This is a genomic window from Candidatus Krumholzibacteriia bacterium (assembly GCA_035268685.1).
Classification (GTDB): domain Bacteria; phylum Krumholzibacteriota; class Krumholzibacteriia; order JAJRXK01; family JAJRXK01; genus JAJRXK01.
The window spans coordinates 1-16,617 of sequence record DATFKK010000061.1 but is presented as its reverse complement, the minus strand read 5'-3'; the positions used below and the strand labels follow the sequence as shown (position 1 = coordinate 16,617).

Annotated in this window: 15 protein-coding genes; 8 read left to right on the top strand and 7 right to left on the bottom strand. The window is 67.6% G+C overall.

Going from position 1 to position 16,617, the window contains the following annotated elements; all coding sequences use genetic code 11:
* The 3 genes from VKA86_06280 to ndhC form a co-directional block, all read right to left on the bottom strand.
* The coding region (locus VKA86_06280; protein ID HKK70806.1) for an NADH-quinone oxidoreductase subunit C at positions 1–566 on the bottom strand (566 nt) is incomplete at its 3' end.
* A gap of 13 nt (positions 567–579) precedes the next feature.
* Positions 580–1,161: an NADH-quinone oxidoreductase subunit B family protein gene (locus VKA86_06275; GenBank protein ID HKK70805.1), complete on the bottom strand. Its 582-nt coding sequence runs from the start codon at positions 1,159–1,161 to the stop codon at positions 580–582.
* A gap of 65 nt (positions 1,162–1,226) precedes the next feature.
* Positions 1,227–1,619, bottom strand: coding sequence for an NADH-quinone oxidoreductase subunit A (gene ndhC / locus VKA86_06270; GenBank protein HKK70804.1), 393 nt, complete (start codon positions 1,617–1,619; stop codon positions 1,227–1,229).
* A gap of 271 nt (positions 1,620–1,890) precedes the next feature.
* Between ndhC and VKA86_06265 the strand changes: the two genes are divergently transcribed.
* Positions 1,891–3,198 (top strand): rhodanese-like domain-containing protein, encoded by a 1,308-nt coding sequence (locus VKA86_06265; protein ID HKK70803.1) that lies wholly within the window; start codon positions 1,891–1,893, stop codon positions 3,196–3,198.
* Here the strand turns inward: VKA86_06265 and fabG are convergent.
* Both fabG and VKA86_06255 read right to left on the bottom strand, forming a co-directional pair.
* Positions 3,182–4,072, bottom strand: coding sequence for a 3-oxoacyl-ACP reductase FabG (gene fabG, locus VKA86_06260; protein HKK70802.1), 891 nt, complete (start codon positions 4,070–4,072; stop codon positions 3,182–3,184). The two genes, VKA86_06265 and fabG, sit on opposite strands and share 17 nt — an antisense overlap.
* Positions 4,073–4,101: 29 nt before the next feature.
* Positions 4,102–5,916: a glycoside hydrolase family 15 protein gene (locus VKA86_06255; GenBank protein HKK70801.1), complete on the bottom strand. Its 1,815-nt coding sequence runs from the start codon at positions 5,914–5,916 to the stop codon at positions 4,102–4,104.
* 60 nt (positions 5,917–5,976) lie between these two features.
* On the opposite strand from VKA86_06255, the gene gnd reads away from it, so the two are divergent.
* Genes gnd through VKA86_06240 form a run of 3 tightly spaced genes read left to right on the top strand, consistent with a single transcriptional unit; the run spans position 5,977 to position 8,796 of the window.
* Positions 5,977–7,077: a decarboxylating 6-phosphogluconate dehydrogenase gene (gnd, locus tag VKA86_06250; protein ID HKK70800.1), complete on the top strand. Its 1,101-nt coding sequence runs from the start codon at positions 5,977–5,979 to the stop codon at positions 7,075–7,077.
* Entirely contained in the window at positions 7,074–8,417 is a 1,344-nt protein-coding gene (locus VKA86_06245) for a ferric reductase-like transmembrane domain-containing protein (protein HKK70799.1), read from the top strand. Before gnd ends, VKA86_06245 begins: the two co-directional genes overlap by 4 nt.
* Positions 8,418–8,427: 10 nt before the next feature.
* Positions 8,428–8,796 (top strand): c-type cytochrome, encoded by a 369-nt coding sequence (locus tag VKA86_06240; protein ID HKK70798.1) that lies wholly within the window; start codon positions 8,428–8,430, stop codon positions 8,794–8,796.
* Between the two features lie 23 nt (positions 8,797–8,819).
* Here VKA86_06240 and putP read toward each other — a convergent pair whose 3' ends face one another.
* Entirely contained in the window at positions 8,820–10,304 is a 1,485-nt protein-coding gene (putP, locus tag VKA86_06235) for a sodium/proline symporter PutP (GenBank protein HKK70797.1), read from the bottom strand.
* Positions 10,305–10,599: 295 nt separating this feature from the next.
* Here putP and VKA86_06230 point away from each other — a divergent pair, with 295 nt between their 5' ends.
* On the top strand, positions 10,600–12,054 hold the full coding sequence (locus tag VKA86_06230; protein HKK70796.1) for an MFS transporter: 1,455 nt from the start codon (positions 10,600–10,602) through the stop codon (positions 12,052–12,054).
* A gap of 4 nt (positions 12,055–12,058) precedes the next feature.
* Here the strand turns inward: VKA86_06230 and VKA86_06225 are convergent, their stop codons facing one another.
* Complete coding sequence (locus VKA86_06225; protein ID HKK70795.1) at positions 12,059–13,162, bottom strand: glycosyltransferase family 4 protein; 1,104 nt, start codon at positions 13,160–13,162, stop codon at positions 12,059–12,061.
* A gap of 118 nt (positions 13,163–13,280) precedes the next feature.
* Between VKA86_06225 and VKA86_06220 the strand changes: the two genes are divergently transcribed.
* The 3 genes from VKA86_06220 to VKA86_06210 all read left to right on the top strand — a co-directional run.
* Positions 13,281–15,485 carry a bifunctional serine/threonine-protein kinase/formylglycine-generating enzyme family protein gene (locus VKA86_06220; protein ID HKK70794.1) on the top strand — a complete coding sequence of 735 codons (2,205 nt, stop codon included), beginning with the start codon at positions 13,281–13,283 and terminating at the stop codon, positions 15,483–15,485.
* A gap of 78 nt (positions 15,486–15,563) precedes the next feature.
* Positions 15,564–16,097, top strand: coding sequence for a hypothetical protein (locus tag VKA86_06215; protein HKK70793.1), 534 nt, complete (start codon positions 15,564–15,566; stop codon positions 16,095–16,097).
* A 76-nt stretch (positions 16,098–16,173) separates the two neighbouring features.
* A partial coding sequence (locus VKA86_06210) for a CIA30 family protein (GenBank protein HKK70792.1) occupies positions 16,174–16,617 on the top strand: 444 nt, incomplete at its 3' end.

Sequence of the window (16,617 nt, the reverse complement as noted above, 5' to 3'; positions counted from 1 at the left end):
CAGGCTGCCGGGTCGAAGCGCAGGGCCTCCTCCTGCCGCTCGCGCTCGGCGTCGTCGAGGGAGTAGCGCTCCGACTCGGTGGCGCGCGCCGGATGGTCCTTGCGCAGGGGATGCCCCGTCCACGTGGGCGGCATGAGGATCCGTCGCGGGTCCGGATGACCCTCGAAGTCGATCCCGAACATGTCGAAGGCCTCGCGTTCGTACCAGTTCGCCGCCGGCCACACGTCGGTCACGGTGGGCATCGAAGGGCGCTCGGCGTCGAGCGGCACCTTCACGCGCACCTCCGAGAACGGCTCGAGCGACAGCAACTGGTACACCGCCGTGAAACCCGCCTCCTCGCCGTTGCCCCGGTGCCGACGGGCCCGGTCGTCGATCGCCGTGAGGTCGTAGAGCATGCCGTGGCCGGCTTCGTGCTTGAGCCAGCGCAGCAGCTCCTTCGTGCGCTCCGGCGGCGACACCAGGGTGCAGATGCCGTCGACGGCATCGCCGTCGGCACGACGAACGTCGTCGAAGCGCCGCTCCGCGTCCGCGGCCGTCGGCACGGTCCGGTCGTGGGTTCCGCTCATGCCTCCTCCGCCGTCACACGGGGTGGTCGGGGGGAGGAAGGTCCTCGACGCGTGTGTGTTCGTCGCGCCGCAGTTCCCGCTGGGAGGGCTGCGGCCCGCTCTGCACGCCCTGCGGACCGACCCATCGCGACAACGGCCGACGCTCGCCCCCCACCGACTCCTGCAGCAGTACGAGCCCCTGCATGAAGGCATCGGGACGGGGCGGACACCCGGGCACGTACACGTCGACGGGCAGGAAGGTGTCGACGCCCTGCACGACGCTGTAGATGTCGTACATCCCTCCGGAGTTGGCGCACGATCCCATCGACACCACCCAGCGCGGTTCCATCATCTGGTCGTAGAGTCGCTTGATCACCGGCGCCATCTTCCGGAACACCGTGCCGGCGATGACCATCACGTCGGCCTCGCGCGGCGTGCCCCGGATCACCTCGGCCCCGAAGCGTGCGATGTCGTAGCGGCTGGTCAGACTCGTGGCCATCTCGACGTAGCAGCAGCTCAGTCCGAAGTTGAAAGGCCACATGGAATTCTTGCGTCCCCAGGCCACGAGGTCCTGCAGACGGGCGAGCGCGACGGTGCGCTCGAGCTGTTCGTCCATCGCGGGTTCCGACCGGACCTCGCCCGATGCGGGCGCGGGCGGATCGGGCCGGGTGATCCACCACCTCAACGCGACGACCTCCTCGACACGCTCCGCTCACGGGCACGCGGCGCCCAGTCCAGGGCCCCGATGCGCCAGGCCCACGCAAGCGCGACCAGCAGGACCGCGACGAAGACCAAGATCTCGACGAAGGCCACCATTCCGGCTTCGCGGGCGACGAGCGCCCACGAGAACAGGAAGACCAACTCGAGATCGAAGATCACGAAGAAGGCGGCCACGAGGTAGAACTGCGCCGTGTAACGCGGCGGCGCGTCACGGGTGGGAACGATCCCCGATTCGTAGGGCGTGTCGGTGGCACCGTCGCGATGCCGTTCCCCGAGGACGTGCGACAGCCCGATCATGACGGCGACCAGCGCCGCGACGGCGATCGTGTGCAGGATCAGGGGCCAATGGGGCATGGGCGTGACCGTTCCGGAGTCCTGGACGCGGGGGGGATGCGCGACACTTTCCGCGAGCGGGCGGCCGAGGACCATGGGCCGAGACACAGGGCTGGCGTGGGGCCGCGCCCCACCGGAGGGCCGGGGCACGCGCAGCCGGACATGGGGCGGCTCCGCACCACTTCAGGCGGAAGCGTGAGGACTCCGATGGTGCGAGTTCACCACGGCCATCCTTTCGGGCCGTCGTCAGGTTGTGGTCCGATCACGTCCTCCCACCGTCGAAGGAAGAACGATGCACTCGTCCGCACTCCCGTCGATCGGAACCCATGACCTCGCACGGCTGGTCCACGACGGCGATGCCGTCGTCGTCGACGCCCGGCCGTCCGACGCCTACAACGGCTGGCCCCTGCGCGGCGAATCCCGCGGAGGACACGTGACCGGAGCGCGCAGCCTGCCGGCCAAGTGGTGCGACTACCTCGACTGGATCGAGGTCGTACGGTCGAAGCGAATCCGGCCGGAACACCGCGTGGTCCTGTACGGCTACGACGACGAGGCCGAGCGTGCGGCGCACCGGTTCCGGGGGTCGGGTTGGAACGACGTCGCGGTCTACCCGCACTTCGTCGACGAATGGAGCGCCGACGCGTCGCTCCCCATGGACCGCCTGGCACGGTGGAACCATCTCGTCCCGCCGGCATGGCTGTCCGATCGGATCGAAGAAGGATCGATCGGCGCCGACGACGGGCAGATGGCCCTGTTGCACACCCACTACCGCAACCCCGACGACTACGTGCTCGGACACGTGCCGGGTGCACTCCCGGTCGACACCAACTCCCTGGAATCGACCGAGACGTGGAACCGTCGTTCCCCCGACGAGGTGGCCGCGGTGTTGGCCGACCTGGGCATCACGGCCGACACCACCGTCGTGCTCTACGGTCGCTGTTCCCACCCGCGACCCGAGGATCCCTTCCCGGGCAGCAGTGCGGGTCACATCGCCGCCTTCCGCTGTGCCTGGATCCTGTTGTGGGCCGGCGTGCGCGACGTCCGCATCCTCGACGGTGGCCTGCAGTCGTGGATCGACGATGGCCTGCCGGTGTCGACCGAACCGACGCCCGCGCCGACGCGTCGGGAGTTCGGCCGCACCCTCCCGGCCGAACCCGACCTGGCCGTCGACCTCTACGAGGCCCGCCACATGCTCGCCTCCGACACCGCCGACCTGGTCTGCGTGCGGAGCGAGCCCGAGTACCGCGGCGAGGTGAGCGGCTACGACTACATCGAGCGGCGCGGGCGGATCCCCGGGGCCGTGTTCGGACACTGCGGCAGCGACGCCTACCACATGGAGAACTACCGCAATCTCGACCACACCACGCGCGAGTTCCACGAGGTCTCCGCGGCGTGGACCGCCGCCGGGCTCGCACCCGGCCGCCGCACCGCCTTCTACTGCGGCACGGGCTGGCGGGGCAGCGAGGCCTTCTTCAACGCCTGGTTCCAGGGATGGCCCGACGTGGCGGTGTTCGACGGCGGATGGTTCGAGTGGAGCAACGACCCGTCGAACCCGGTGGAGGTGGGATCCCTCCAGCCACCCCTCAACCGGCTTCGCTGAAGCCCGGATACAGCTGCATCCCGCCGTCCACGTACAGCGTGGCTCCGGTGACGTAGTCCGCGTGGTCCGACGCGAGCCAGACCACCGCGCGGGCGACGTCCTCGGCCTCTCCGATCCGACCGGCCGGGATCAACCGTACGAGCTCCTCGTAGTCGTCCCGGTCGCGCCAGGCTTGCTCGTTGATCGGCGTACGGATGGCCCCCGGGGCGACCGAGTTCACCCGGATCCGGTACGGTGCCAACTCCTGGGCAATGCTCTTCATCATGAGCTGCGCCCCACCCTTGCTGGCCGCGTAGTTGACGTGGCCTGCCCAGGGAATGACGTCGTGCACCGAGCTGATGCCGATGATCTTCCCGGCGGCCGCACAGACTTCCGTTCGGTCGCCGTGGGCGAGGAACTCGCGGACCGCAGCCCGCGCACACAGGAACTGACCGGTGAGATTCACCCCGATGACGTCGTTCCATTCGTCGAGCGTCATGTCGGCGAAGCGAGCATCTTTCTGGATCCCGGCGTTGTTGACGAGGATGTCGATCGTGCCCAGGGCATCGCAACTCTCCGAGATCATTCGCTCGACGTCTTCCTCGCTCGAGACGTCGCCCTGCACCGACAAGGCTGTTGCCCCGGCTGCCTCGAGGGCGTCGACGACCTCGGCGACCGCCTCGGAGTCGGAGAGGTGATTCACGGCCACATCCGCACCGGCTTCGGCGAGAGCCAGGGCCACGGCCCGACCGATCCCGCTGGTACCGCCGGTCACCAGGGCCTTCTGGCCCTTCAGGATCTCGCCCAGAGGCTCCCGCGGGGTGACGGTTCCGGGAATGTGCGACGGGAGGCCCTCACGGCCCGAGTCCCGAGCATCTGATGTACGTCCATTCATGTCCGATCCTTTCTGCATCGCCTCGACGCTCACGCCCTCCAGCCGGAACCGGAGAGGGCACGATCCAGGTGGTAGGCGGCGCTGATCAGTCCGAGGTGAGTGAACGCCTGCGGGAAGTTGCCCAGGTGTTCACCGCAGGACCCGAGTTCCTCCGAGTACAGACCGACGTGATTGGCGAATCCGAGCGCCTTCTCGAAGGCGAGACGAGCATCTGGCAGACGACCCGCGCGCGCGAGACACTCGGCGTACCAGAAGGAGCACATCGTGAAGGTGCCCTCACCGGCCTCCATTCCGTCCTCGACCCCGCGCTCCGTGCGATAGCGATAGACGAGCGCGTCCTCGGCCAGGTCCGACTGGACGGCATCGAGATGCGACGACCAACGTGGATCGGTGGGAGCCATGAAGCGCATCAGCGGCATGAGGAGAGTCGACGCGTCGAGTGCACTACCGTTGCGGGTCTGGGTGAAGATGCCGAGGTCGGCATCGAAGAACTCGTCGTGGATCTGGCGATAGATCGTGTCACGTGTGTCGAGCCAACCGTCGAGGTCGGCAGGGAGTGACCGTTTGCGCGCCAGACGGATGGCTCGATCGACCGCGACCCAGCACATGAGGCGGGAATGCAGGAAATGCCGACGTCCGCCGCGCACCTCCCAGATCCCCTCGTCGGCCCGGTCCCAGTTCGCCCGTACCCACTCGATCAGCTGCACGAGGTCCTGCCAGAGCTCGTAGGAGATCGGCTCGACGTGCTTGTCGAACAAGTAGCACGAGTCCATCAACTCCCCGTAGATGTCGAGCTGGAGCTGATCGTAGGCATCGTTGCCGATCCGAACGGGCCTCGAGCCGCGATGGCCCTCGAGATGGTCGAGCCGTGTCTCGGGAAGGCGGCGGCGTCCGTCGAGCCCGTACATGATCTGAAGCGTGTCCCCGGGTCCGATCTCGCAGGTGCGGTCCACCAGCCATTGGATGAAGTTCACCGCCTCCTCGCGATAACCCAGACGGATCAGCGCGTAGAGCGTGAACGACGAGTCGCGTATCCAGGCGTAGCGGTAGTCCCAGTTCCGATCGCCACCGACCCGCTCGGGAAGCCCGAAGGTCGGTGCAGCGACGAAGGCACCGGTCGGTCGCGAAGACAACAGTTTCAGTGTCAGCGCAGACCGGTCGACCATGTTCTTCCAGCGTCCGTGGTACGCGCTCCGACGAACCCAGTTGCGCCAGTACTCGACCGTGGCATCGAAGAGCTGATCGCACCAGATCGGGAGGTCTTCGCCCGTCGGCGGGATCTCGCCGACCTCCGACAGCACGAAGTCCGCGGTCTGCCCGGCCCGCAGACGAAAGCCGGCGGTGGCATCGGGCCCATCGGTCTCGACCGGGACGCTCGAGCGCAATTGCAGCGTGGTCCCCGCTTCGTCCTCACCATGGAACTCCACGCCATCCGAGCGCCGCTCGATCCGATGATCGGCACGCGCGTAGTCGAAGCGTGGGGCACAGCGCATGTGGAAGTCCACCTCGCCCCGGATGACGTGTGCCCGCCGATAGATCGCGTGCTCCTGACCGCACTCGGCGCACGGCATGTAGTCGATGATCTCCGCCATTCCCTCCGCCGAGAAGAATCGGGTCATGAGAACATTCGTATCGGGGAAGTACTGTTGCTTGACCGAGGTCGTCTCGTGTGACGGAGCCAGGCGGAAGCTGCCACCCTTCTCGTCGTCGAGCAACGACGCGAACACGCTCGGTGAATCGAAGTGGGGAAAACAGAGGAAGTCGATGGTCCCGTCGAGACCGACCAGCGCCACCGTGTGCTGGTCTCCGATCACACCGTGGTCCTCGATGGCGAGATAGGACATCAATACCTCCCGTGAATCGGCTCCGAATCGCACCTTAGGAACAGGGCGCCGCCGACGCCAATGCGACCGCCGCTTCGCCACGAGATGGTTGACAGGCGGCATACAGTGGACGCGTGCGACGACACGGGCCTTGGAGGCGACCCGTGCGACCGATCTTCGTTCTGGCGAAAGGAGGCGCTCGTGGCCATTCAGGAACAAGAATTCGGGGTCGTGGGTCTCGGACGAATGGGTGGCGGCATCGCTCTACAGGCCGCTCGCAAAGGGATGAAGGTGGTCGGACACGACGTCCACGGCGTGCCCGACGACCTCCGTGAGCTCGGGGTGATCGCGACGGAACACATGGGGGATTTCCGCAGTCTTGCGCGCCCGCGTGCCGTCTTCCTGTACGTCCCGGCGGGATCCCTCGTCGATCACGTCCTCGACGGTCTCGTCGAGCACCTCGAGCCGGGCGACATCGTCGCCGACGGCGGCAACTCGTACTGGGGCGACTCGGTCCGGCGGAGCGAACGTCTGGCCGAACGAGACATTCGTCTCGTCGACATCGGCACCAGTGGCGGTGTCGACGGAGCGCGGGAAGGGGCGTGTTTCATGGTCGGTGGCGACGATGACGCAGTCGCGCGCGTCGAGCCGATCCTTCGTGCACTGGCGGTCGAAGGCGGTTATGTGCACGCGGGTCCTTCCGGTGCCGGGCACTTCGTCAAGCTGGTGCACAACGGTATCGAGTTCGGGATGCTCCAGGCGATCGCCGAGGGAGTCGATCTGCTCGCGCATCATCGCGACCCACTTCCCGTGGCAGACGTACTCCACTGTTGGCGTCACGGTTCGGTGATCCGTTCCTGGCTCGTGGATCTCATGGAACGCGAGTACAGAGAACGAGGCGGTCTGGAATCGGTACCGGCCTACGTGGAGGACACCGGCGAGGTGAACTGGCTCGTGAGCGATGCCATGGCCCAGGAACGACCGATCCCGGTGATCAGCCAGGCAGTGATGCAACTCTTCGCGTCGCGTGACGAGACCCAGCACTGGGCACGCGCGGTCGCCATGATGCGACACGGCTTCGGTGGACACCCCTTCGGCCCGGACGCGACGATCCGGAAGGAGCGGACCGAGGGCCGCGTGGGCCCGATCCTGCGACCGCGCGACGACGAGCAGCCGGAGTGAGCGATGAACCGAAGGCTTCGACCATGATTCCCGGGCTGGTGCGCATCGTCGCGTACGTGCTCCTGGCGGTCGGCCCGGTCGTCCTGGCCGCACTGCTCGGCTTGATGCCGCGAAGTGTGGTCTACGAGCTCGGACGCTTCTGTGCCCTCGCGGGATTCGCATTGCTGGCCCTGCAGTTCCTGCTGGCGGCGCGCATACGCTGGATCGAGCGCCCGTTCGGTTTCGACATCCTCATCCGCTTCCACCGGCACATGGCGATCCTCGCAACCGCGCTCATCGTGGCGCACCCGCTCCTGTTGGCCGCAGGTGGTGCAGGCACCGACCTGCTCTTGGGACTGGATCAACCATGGGCCGTATGGTTGGGCAAGGCCGCGCTCGTCCTCCTCCTGCTCAACGTCCTCCTGAGCGTGTTCCAGAGGCGAGTGGCGCTCGACTTCGAGCACTGGCGTCTCCTGCACGACATCCTCGGACCGCTCGTTCTCGTCGGGGCCGCCGTCCACGCGTGGGCGTGGGGACAGGACCTTCGCCTCTTCCCGCTCCAGGTGACATGGATCATCGTGACCGCGGTCGCTCTCGGGACGTACGTCGTGCACCGCTTCGTCCGGCCGTGGTGGCTGGCCGGGCGCCCCTACCGGGTGAGCGCCGTACGTCCGGAGGCCGACGGCGTGTGGACGATCGAATTCACCCCGCCGGAGGGCCTGCCGCCGCTGGACTACCTGCCGGGTCAGTTCCACTTCGTCACCTTCTTCCGGGGCCGTGAACTCCCCGTCGAAGAACATCACTGGACGATCTCTTCGAGCCCGACCACCGACCACCTCGCTTCGACGATCAAGGCGGTGGGCGACTTCACGAGCACGATCGGGGAGACGCGCGTGGGCGACACGGCAGCCGTCCACGGCCCCTTCGGTCGCTATTCCTACGTTCTGCATCCGGAAGAACGGGACCTGGTCTTCGTCGCCGGTGGAATCGGTATCACGCCACTGATGAGCATGCTCCGTCACATGCGCGACACCCGTGACGAACGATCCGTCCGGCTCGTCTATGCGAACCGCACGGAGTCGAGCATCGTCTTCCGCGGCGAGATCGACGAGATGGCCACCGGCGAGCATCCACGACTTCGAGTCACCCATGTCCTCAGCCGACCCGGCGACGAGTGGACAGGACGACGCGGACACGTCGATACGTCGCTGCTCCGCGAGATCTGCGGAAACCAGCCCGAGAGCGAGGTGTTCTACGTATGTGGGCCGACACCCTTGAGGTCCGCAGTCATTGCGAGCCTCCACGAGTTGGGCGTGCCGGATTCACGGATCCGGATCGAGATCTTCTCGTTCCTCGATTGAAGGAAGGGCCATGCGACGAACGCGACTGAGACACACGACGGCCGTGGTCACTGCGGTCGTCCTGGCCGCGATCGGCGCTGCGGCCGTGTTCAGGGTGTCCGCCGTTGCTCCGGCGGTGACGCCCTCACAGAAGGGCGCTCGTCTCTACGTCGACAAGGGCTGCGTGCAGTGTCACTTCCTCCGCAAGCGGGAATTTCGCGTGGGACCCGGTCTCGAGGGACTGTTCGACCGTGAGACGCTCCCCGCGAGCGGACGACCCGCGACCGCCGAGAACGTTCGGAGTCAGCTCGTCCAACCCTATGACCAGATGCCCTCGTTCGCGGACCGCCTCACCGAGGTCCAGCGGGACCATCTCATTGCTTTCCTGAAGACCCTCTGAGTCCGAGCATGCGCACACCGCGCCTAGACGCGCCCCCGCACCCGCTCGAACTCCTCCTGGATCTCCTCGCTCGGCGGCGCACCGGCCAGACTCACGACCACGATCGCGGCGATCGAGATCAGGAAGCCCGGGACGATCTCGTACAGGTCGAAGATCCCGCCGGTCTGGTTCTTCCACCAGATCACGGTCACGCCGCCGGCGAGGATCCCGGCCAGGGCGCCCATGCGCGTCATGCGACGCCAGAACAGCGACAGCAGAATGATCGGTCCGAAGGTCGCGCCGAATCCGCCCCAGGCGTAACTCACCAGCTCGAGCACCTTGCTTTCGGGATCCATGGCGATGCTGAACGCGATCAACGCGATGGCGATCACGGCGCCCCGGCTCACCCACACGAGCTCACGCTGGCTCGCGTCGCGGCGCAGCAGGACCTTGTACAGGTCCTCGGTCAGGGCACTCGACGACACGAGCAACTGGCTGTCGGCCGTCGACATCACCGCGGCCAGGATCGCCGACAGCATTACGCCCGCGAGCAGTGGATGGAACACGGCATCGATCAACAGCATGAACACCCGCTCGCTGTCGGCACCGGCCAGGTCCTGCGGTAGGCCGGCGCGGCCGACGATGCCCACGATCACGGCCATCAGCAGGCTGATGGTCACCCAGACCATGGCGATGCGCCGCGCGTCGGTGATCTGCTTCGGGTCCCGGATCGCCATGAAGCGCGCCAGGATGTGCGGCTGCCCGAAGTAGCCCAGTCCCCACGCCAACGACGACACGATCGCGATCACGCCGATGAAGGTGCCGTCGGCGCTGCTGAGCACGTCGAGCAACTCGGGATTGATGTCGAGGACCGTTCGGAACGTCCCGCCGAATCCACCGCTGAGCGACATCCCGAAGAGCGGGACGGCGATGATGGCCACGAACATGAGCGAGCCCTGGATCAGGTCGGTCCAACTGACCGCCATGAAGCCACCCAGGAAGGTGTAGACGATGATCACCAGCACGCCGATGACCAGGGCCGACGTGTAGGAGAAGCCGAACACCGTCTCGAAGAGCTTCGCACCCGCCACGAACCCGCTCGACGTGTAGATCATGAAGAAGATCAGGATGAACACCGCGGCGACGATGCGCAGGATCTTCGAGTGGTCACGGAAGCGCGACTCGAAGTAGTCGGGCAGGGTGATCGAATCGCCCGAAGCCTCGGTGTAGTCGCGCAGCCTCCGCGCCACGAAACGCCAGTTCAGGTACGTGCCCACGCCGAGGCCCAGCGCGATCCACAGCGCCTCGAGTCCGGCCAGGTAGGCGAAGCCGGGCAGACCCAGCAGCAGCCAGCCGCTCATGTCCGAGGCCTGCGCGCTCATCGCCGCGACCCAGCGGTTCAGCCCGCGGCCGCCGAGGATGTAGTCGGACAGGTTCCGGGTGCGGTTGTAGAAGTACCAGCCGATCCCCAGCATCACGACGAGATAGAGGACGAAGGTCACGAGGACGCTGGTGGTATCGCTGGTCATGGCGAGGATCCCGGGCTGGGGGTCTGCCGTGAACGCGATCACGGCAGGCACGGACCGTGGCGACGACCCGCGCCGATCGATCATGCCATGCGGCGGCGAGGACGCAATCCATGATCCGTTGGTTGCCGATCACGTTGCTGGTTCTTCACCTGTCCGTCGCCCTTTCGTGGACGCAGCTCGCCACCGACCTCCTGCCCCGCGGAAAACCCGTTGACCGCAGCGCCCGTCTCGGGCAACTTTGTTCGGCAGTCGTACAAAGATCGGCGCCCCATTCCCCGTCCCAGGACGTTCGCCCATGAACCCCGCCCAACGCGCCACGGCCCCCGAGGACCGGATCCCCTTCTCACAGCGGATCGTCTACGGCCTCGGCGCCTTCGTGAACAACCTGCTGGGCGCGGCCACCGGCGGCATGATGATCGTGCTGAACCTGGGCTTCGGCGTGAACCCGTTCCTGGTCGGCCTGCTCGGCGCGCTCCCGAGGCTGACCGACGCCTTCACCGACCCGGTGATGGGCTACATCTCCGACCACACGCGCACACGCTGGGGCCGCCGGCGTCCGTTCATCTTCGCCGGGGCGATCCTGGCCGCGATCCTGTTCGTCGTGCTCTGGGCCCTGCCCGAGGGCAAGGGCGAGATGTGGTACTTCTGGTACTTCCTCGTGGTCTCGATCGTGTTCTTCGCCGCGTACACGATGTTCGCCACGCCCTGGGTCGCGCTGGGATACGAGCTCACGCCCGACTACCACGAACGCACGCGCGTGATGGGCACCCAGAACTTCATCGGGCAGATCGCGTTCACGGCGGCGCCGTGGTTCCTGTGGATCATGAATTCGGGGGAGATCTTCCAGAACGAACTGGGCGAGCCGGATCAGGTGGAGGGTGCGCTGGGGCTGGCCGTGGTGATCGGCATAGTGACGATCGGGCTGGGAATCCTGCCCGCGATCTTCCTGCGCGAGCGCATGGCGGACGTGGCCCGGACCGAGGCCGCCGCCCATCCGCGCCCGGGACTCGTCGAGAGCCTGAAGGCGTTCTTCTCGGGCTTCGGCGTGACGCTCAGGTCACGCCCGTTCCAGAAGCTCTGTCTGACCGCGTTCCTGGTCTTCAACGGGTTCATGATGGTCGCGGCCTTCCAGCAGTACGTGATCATCTACCACGTGGCCGAGGGCGACCAGATCGCCGGCGCCAAGTGGTTCGGGTGGGCTGGCACCTCCGGCGCCGTGGCGAACTTCCTGATCGTGGCCGGCATGACCTGGCTCGGCACGCGCATCGGCAAGCGCAAGGCGCTGCTCTTCGGAATCTCGATGTCGATGCTGGGCTTCCTGCTCAAGTGGGTGTGCTACCGGCCCGACATGCCGTGGCTGGTCCTCGTCCCGCAGCCCTTCATCTCGTTCGGGCTCGCCAGTCTGTTCACGCTCGTGCCGGCGATGATCGCCGACGTGTGTGACGCCGACGAACTCGAGACCCACGAACGCCGCGAGGGCATGTTCGGATCGATCTTCTGGTGGATGATCAAGCTGGGCCTCTCGGCCGCGCTGGCGCTGAGCGGGTACCTCCTGAACTTCACCGGCTTCGACGTCGATCTCGGTGTCGACCAGACCGAGCGCACCATTCTGCTCATGCGGCTGTTCGACATCTTCGTCCCCGTTCTGACCTCGGCGATCGCTCTGTGGGCGATCTACCGGTTCGAGATCACCGAGGACCGGGCCCAGGAGATCCGCAGCCAACTGGAAGCACGCCGCGGGGCGGTGTGATCGGTCACGATCCACGACGGCCGGTCTCGAGTTCGAGGATCCGCTCGAGTTCGTCCATCTTCGCGCCCAGCTCGAAGTGCGTGTGCACCCGGCGGCGGCCGGCCTCGCCGTGCTCGCGGCGCAGTGCGGGATCGGCGAGATAGCGACGCAGGGCCGCGCGCAGGCCGTCGGCGTCGTCGTCGGCGAAGGCAAAGCCCGTGACGCCCTCCTCGAGCACCTCGGGCAGGCTGCTGGCGTTCGTGACCACCGTGGGGAGGCCGCAGGCCATGGCCTCGGCCACGGCGAAACCGAAGCCCTCGACGTGGGCGGTGTGGGCCAGCAAGTCGCCCGCGTTCAGCAGGTCGGCCACGTCACGCCGGAAACCGAGCAGGCGCACGTGATCGCCCACGTCCAGCGCCTCGATCTGCTGCTGCAGGGCGTGGCGTTGATCGCCCTCGCCCACCAGCAGCACACGCAGCCGCGGGAACTCCGTAAGCAGGTCCGGGACCACGGACACGAGCAGCGCCGCGTTCTTGCGCGTGGTCAGCTCGCCGACGTTCAACACCACGAGGTCGTCGTCGGCCAGGCCGAGTTCGGCGCGGACCTCGTGCCGCGGCCGGGGGTTCTGGTACGGACGCAGGTCGAGTCCGTTGTGCAGCACGTGCACGCGTCCGCGCGGCCTCCAGTCGATGTCGCGGCACAGCGTGCGCTCGGTCGCGCGCGAGTTGACGACGAGCGCGGTCGCCACCACCTGGTACTGGAAGCGGTAGTTCAGGTGGCCCTTCAGGGGGAACTCGCTGCCGCGGCGCGGGATCACCGCCCTCACGCCGGCCAGCCGCGCCGCCAGACCGCCCACGCGCAGCACGCGGTCCATGTTCAGGCAGAAGACGTCGATCCGCCGCCGGCGGCAATGGCGCCACACGCGCAGGAACGACACCGGATCGAAATCGCGGACGAAGTCCACGGCGAAGGTCTCGATCGACGCCGGCGCCCGCGCGAGCAGTTCGGATCCGGTGGGCGCACACAGTGAAACGCGATGGCCCCGCTCGGCCATCGCCTCGGCGGCGGTGAGCATCCACTTCTCACCGCCACCCCACTGCGAGAGATTCGATCCGAACAAGAGGTTCACGACGGCGCAGCATGCGCGAAGGCAACCGACCCGGCAACGATCGACTGCACGGAGTCACACTTGATCCCACGCGCCGGAGCAGGCAGAGTTCGGAGTTGGTCCCTCTCCGGAGTTCATGGTGAGCGAGTCCCGACGCGTCCGCGAGATCTTCGAAGCCGTGCTCGATCTGAGCCCGAGCGAGCGCATTCGCCGCCTCGACGAGCTCGATGCCGCCACGCGCACCGAGGTCGAGAGCCTGCTCCGCCACCTCGAGGCCGCCGGCGACTTCCTCGACGTGAGCGAGGAACAGGCCGACGGGAACCTGCCCTTCGACGTCCTCGGCGGTGTGCGTCTCACCACCGAGATCGGCCACGGCGGCACGGGGACCGTCTACCGCGGAATCGACACGAGCACCGACGACGTCGTCGCCCTGAAGTTGCTGTTCTTCGGTCTGGCCAGCAGTGGCACCGGTCTGGTGCGCTTCGAGGGCGAGGCCGAGCGCATGCAGCGCTTCGACCACCCCTCGATCGTCCCGCTGTTGCGCTCGGGCACCGAGCGCGGCACCCACTACCTGGTGATGCCCTTCGTCGAGGGCTCGAACGTGGCCGACGAGATGGTCGTCGACCGCCGGCGGGGGCTCGGACCCGACCCGGACGATCCGCGCGCGATCGCCGACTTCGTCGCCCGGATCGCCGACGGCCTGGCCCATGCCCACGACCACGGCGTGATCCACCGCGACGTCAAACCGGCGAACGTGCTGATCGACCGCCAGGGCCATCCACGGCTCACCGACTTCGGCCTGGCCCGCGACCTCGAGGCCGAGGGCCCCACCCGCTCGGGTGACGTGACGGGCACGATCCAGTACATGAGCCCCGAGCAGCTCCTGGGGCGCCGCCACGAGATCGACCATCGCACCGACGTCTACTCGCTCGGAGTGGTGCTCTACGAACTGCTGACCGGCCGGCGCCCCTTCCTCGGCGACTCGGCACTCGACGTCGCGCGCGACATCCGCCAGGGCGAGCCGACCGCGCCCCGGCGCCTGCGCCCCGACGTGCCGCGGGACCTGCAGACGATCTGCCTGAAGGCGATGGAGAAGAAACCCGACGACCGGTACGTCTCGATCGACGCCATGGCGCGCGACCTGCGGGCCTTCGCGCGCGGCGGGAGGATCGAGACCCGGCCTCCGTCGGCACTGCAACGCGCCCGCCGGTTCGTGGCCCGTCGTCGACGTCCCCTCGCCGCCGCCGCCATCCTGCTGCTGGCCGTGGGCGTGGCCTGGTGGACGGGCGCGAGCCGCGACCCGACGACCCGCACGCCCGTCGTGCTGACGTCGGAACCGAGCGGAACGCGGACCTGGGTCCGCCCCTGGAACGTCGGGACGGGCGAGTACGACGAGCCGCTCGAACTCGGCACCACACCGGTGCGGACGTCGCTCGACCCCGGACTCGTGCGCTTCGTGTTCGCGGGCGACGACGGTGCCCTGGCCGAACTCTCCCGCGAGATCCCGCCCCCCGACGCGACCGATGGCGCGCGGCAGGTGGAGTTCCACGCGACCCTCGTGGACACGACCGGGGTGCTCGACGGCATGGTGCGCATTCCGGGCGGCCGTTTCGTGGTGGAACACTGGCCGCCCGACACCGATGCCATGGTCCGCGAGCCGTGGACCGGCCCGGTGTTCGCCATGGACCGCACCGAGGTGACGATCGGCGACTACCTCCGTTTCCACGAGGCGACGGGACATCCGCTGCCGAAGGACTGGGAGGACTCGGGCCTGTCGTCGCTGAAGGACCGACCCATGGTCATGGTCTCCTGGACCGACGCCCGGGCGTACGCGGAATGGGCCGGCAAACGTCTTCCGACGCTCAAGGAGTTCCAGCGCGCGGTCGGGGGAACCGTCGGGAACGAACTCCCCTGGACACGGTACCGCGCCGACGTTCCGCCGGAATCGCTCGAGGTGCTCGCGGTCGTGGGCCGTCGAGGCGACCGAACTCTTGCGATGAGTGGTGTCGACGATGGCTTGTTCACCCAGAACGTACCACCGGTCGGCTCCCATCCCTCCGACCGCAGCGAGGACGGCGTGCTCGATCTCCTGGGCTCGGTCCAGGAATGGATCGACGCCAGCTGGCGAACGGCAGACCCCGAGACCGGGCGTCTGGAGGTCGATTCCGACAGGAAGATCGCCATCAGCGCGGGCTGGACGATCGAAGCCGAGCTGGCGACGACACAACTCATGCTCCCCATCGAGAAGGCTTTCACGCCGGGCCGATACGTCGGCTTCCGGTGCGTCCGCAGCCTGGATCCGCTCACGGCGCTCCGGCCTCTCGATCGTGGGCCATCGCCCTGATCGTTCCATTCCACGGAACGATCAGGGCGCAGACTGTTGCGTCGGAGGCTCCCGTTCTTCGTCGCATCGGATTCCGACATGACGACCTTCCGGCCCGAACTCGTCCACTGCGATCTCGGTTACGACTGTTCCTCGCTGAACGACAGCGCGCATCGCCTCGAACGCAGCCCCGAATTCAAACGGGCCGCGGCGCGGGACTTCGCCGCGAACTTCGACGTCTGGCGGCAGGACCGGAGTTTCCGGTCGCCTTACTCCGGCACGGTGACCCCGACGACGGTTCTTCGGCCCGACGCCTACGGAGACGTGGAACCGGCCGACGTCCTGGCCCTGGCGGGCGAGCATCTCGGCAACCACGTCCGGGGCGGACGCGTAGCAGCGGCCACGAACGCGGACGAGAGCATGTGCATCTGGGATCCGATTCGGCAGAAGTGGCTCAACATCGGCGGCTACCACATCGAGCTCGACGGGCAACCGTACACGGCCGACGACGCGGTCACCGACTTCGACGCCACCTACCGCGCGAACCGGCCGCAGCTCCCGGACGGCTACGACGACGACCTGAAGACCTTGCGGGCGATGCGCGTCTCGCTCTTCGTGAGCTGGCCGGTGTAGCCGGCGTCGCCGGCGCATCCGCCGCCGACGTCGCGCCGAACTCGACGGGAGACCCCGGACCGAGGAGTGTCCCGTCGTGTTCACCGCCCTGCTGCTCCTGGTGATCGGATCCGCCATGACCGTTCCCCCGCTCGTACTCGACGACTTCGGAGATTCCCTGGGCGTGTCGACCTGGGGCGCGCGCTGGACCGGCTTCACCGACCGGGTCATGGGCGGGGTGAGCGACATGAGCGTCGAGCGCCGCGGCGACGCCGACACCCCGCACCTGCACATGAGCGGCGAGGTGCGCCTGGAGAACAACGGCGGCTTCGTGCAGGTCGCCCTGCCGCTGGACGGCAGCGGCGGGCCGCTCGACGCGAGCGCGTACCGCGCCATTCGATTACGGGTGCGCGGCAACGGCGACGGCTACTACGTGCACCTGCGCACCGACGACACCCGCCGCCCGTGGCAGCACTACGCGGCTCCCTTCGAGGCCCCGGACACCTGGACCGACGTCGAGATCCCCTTCGACCGCTTCACG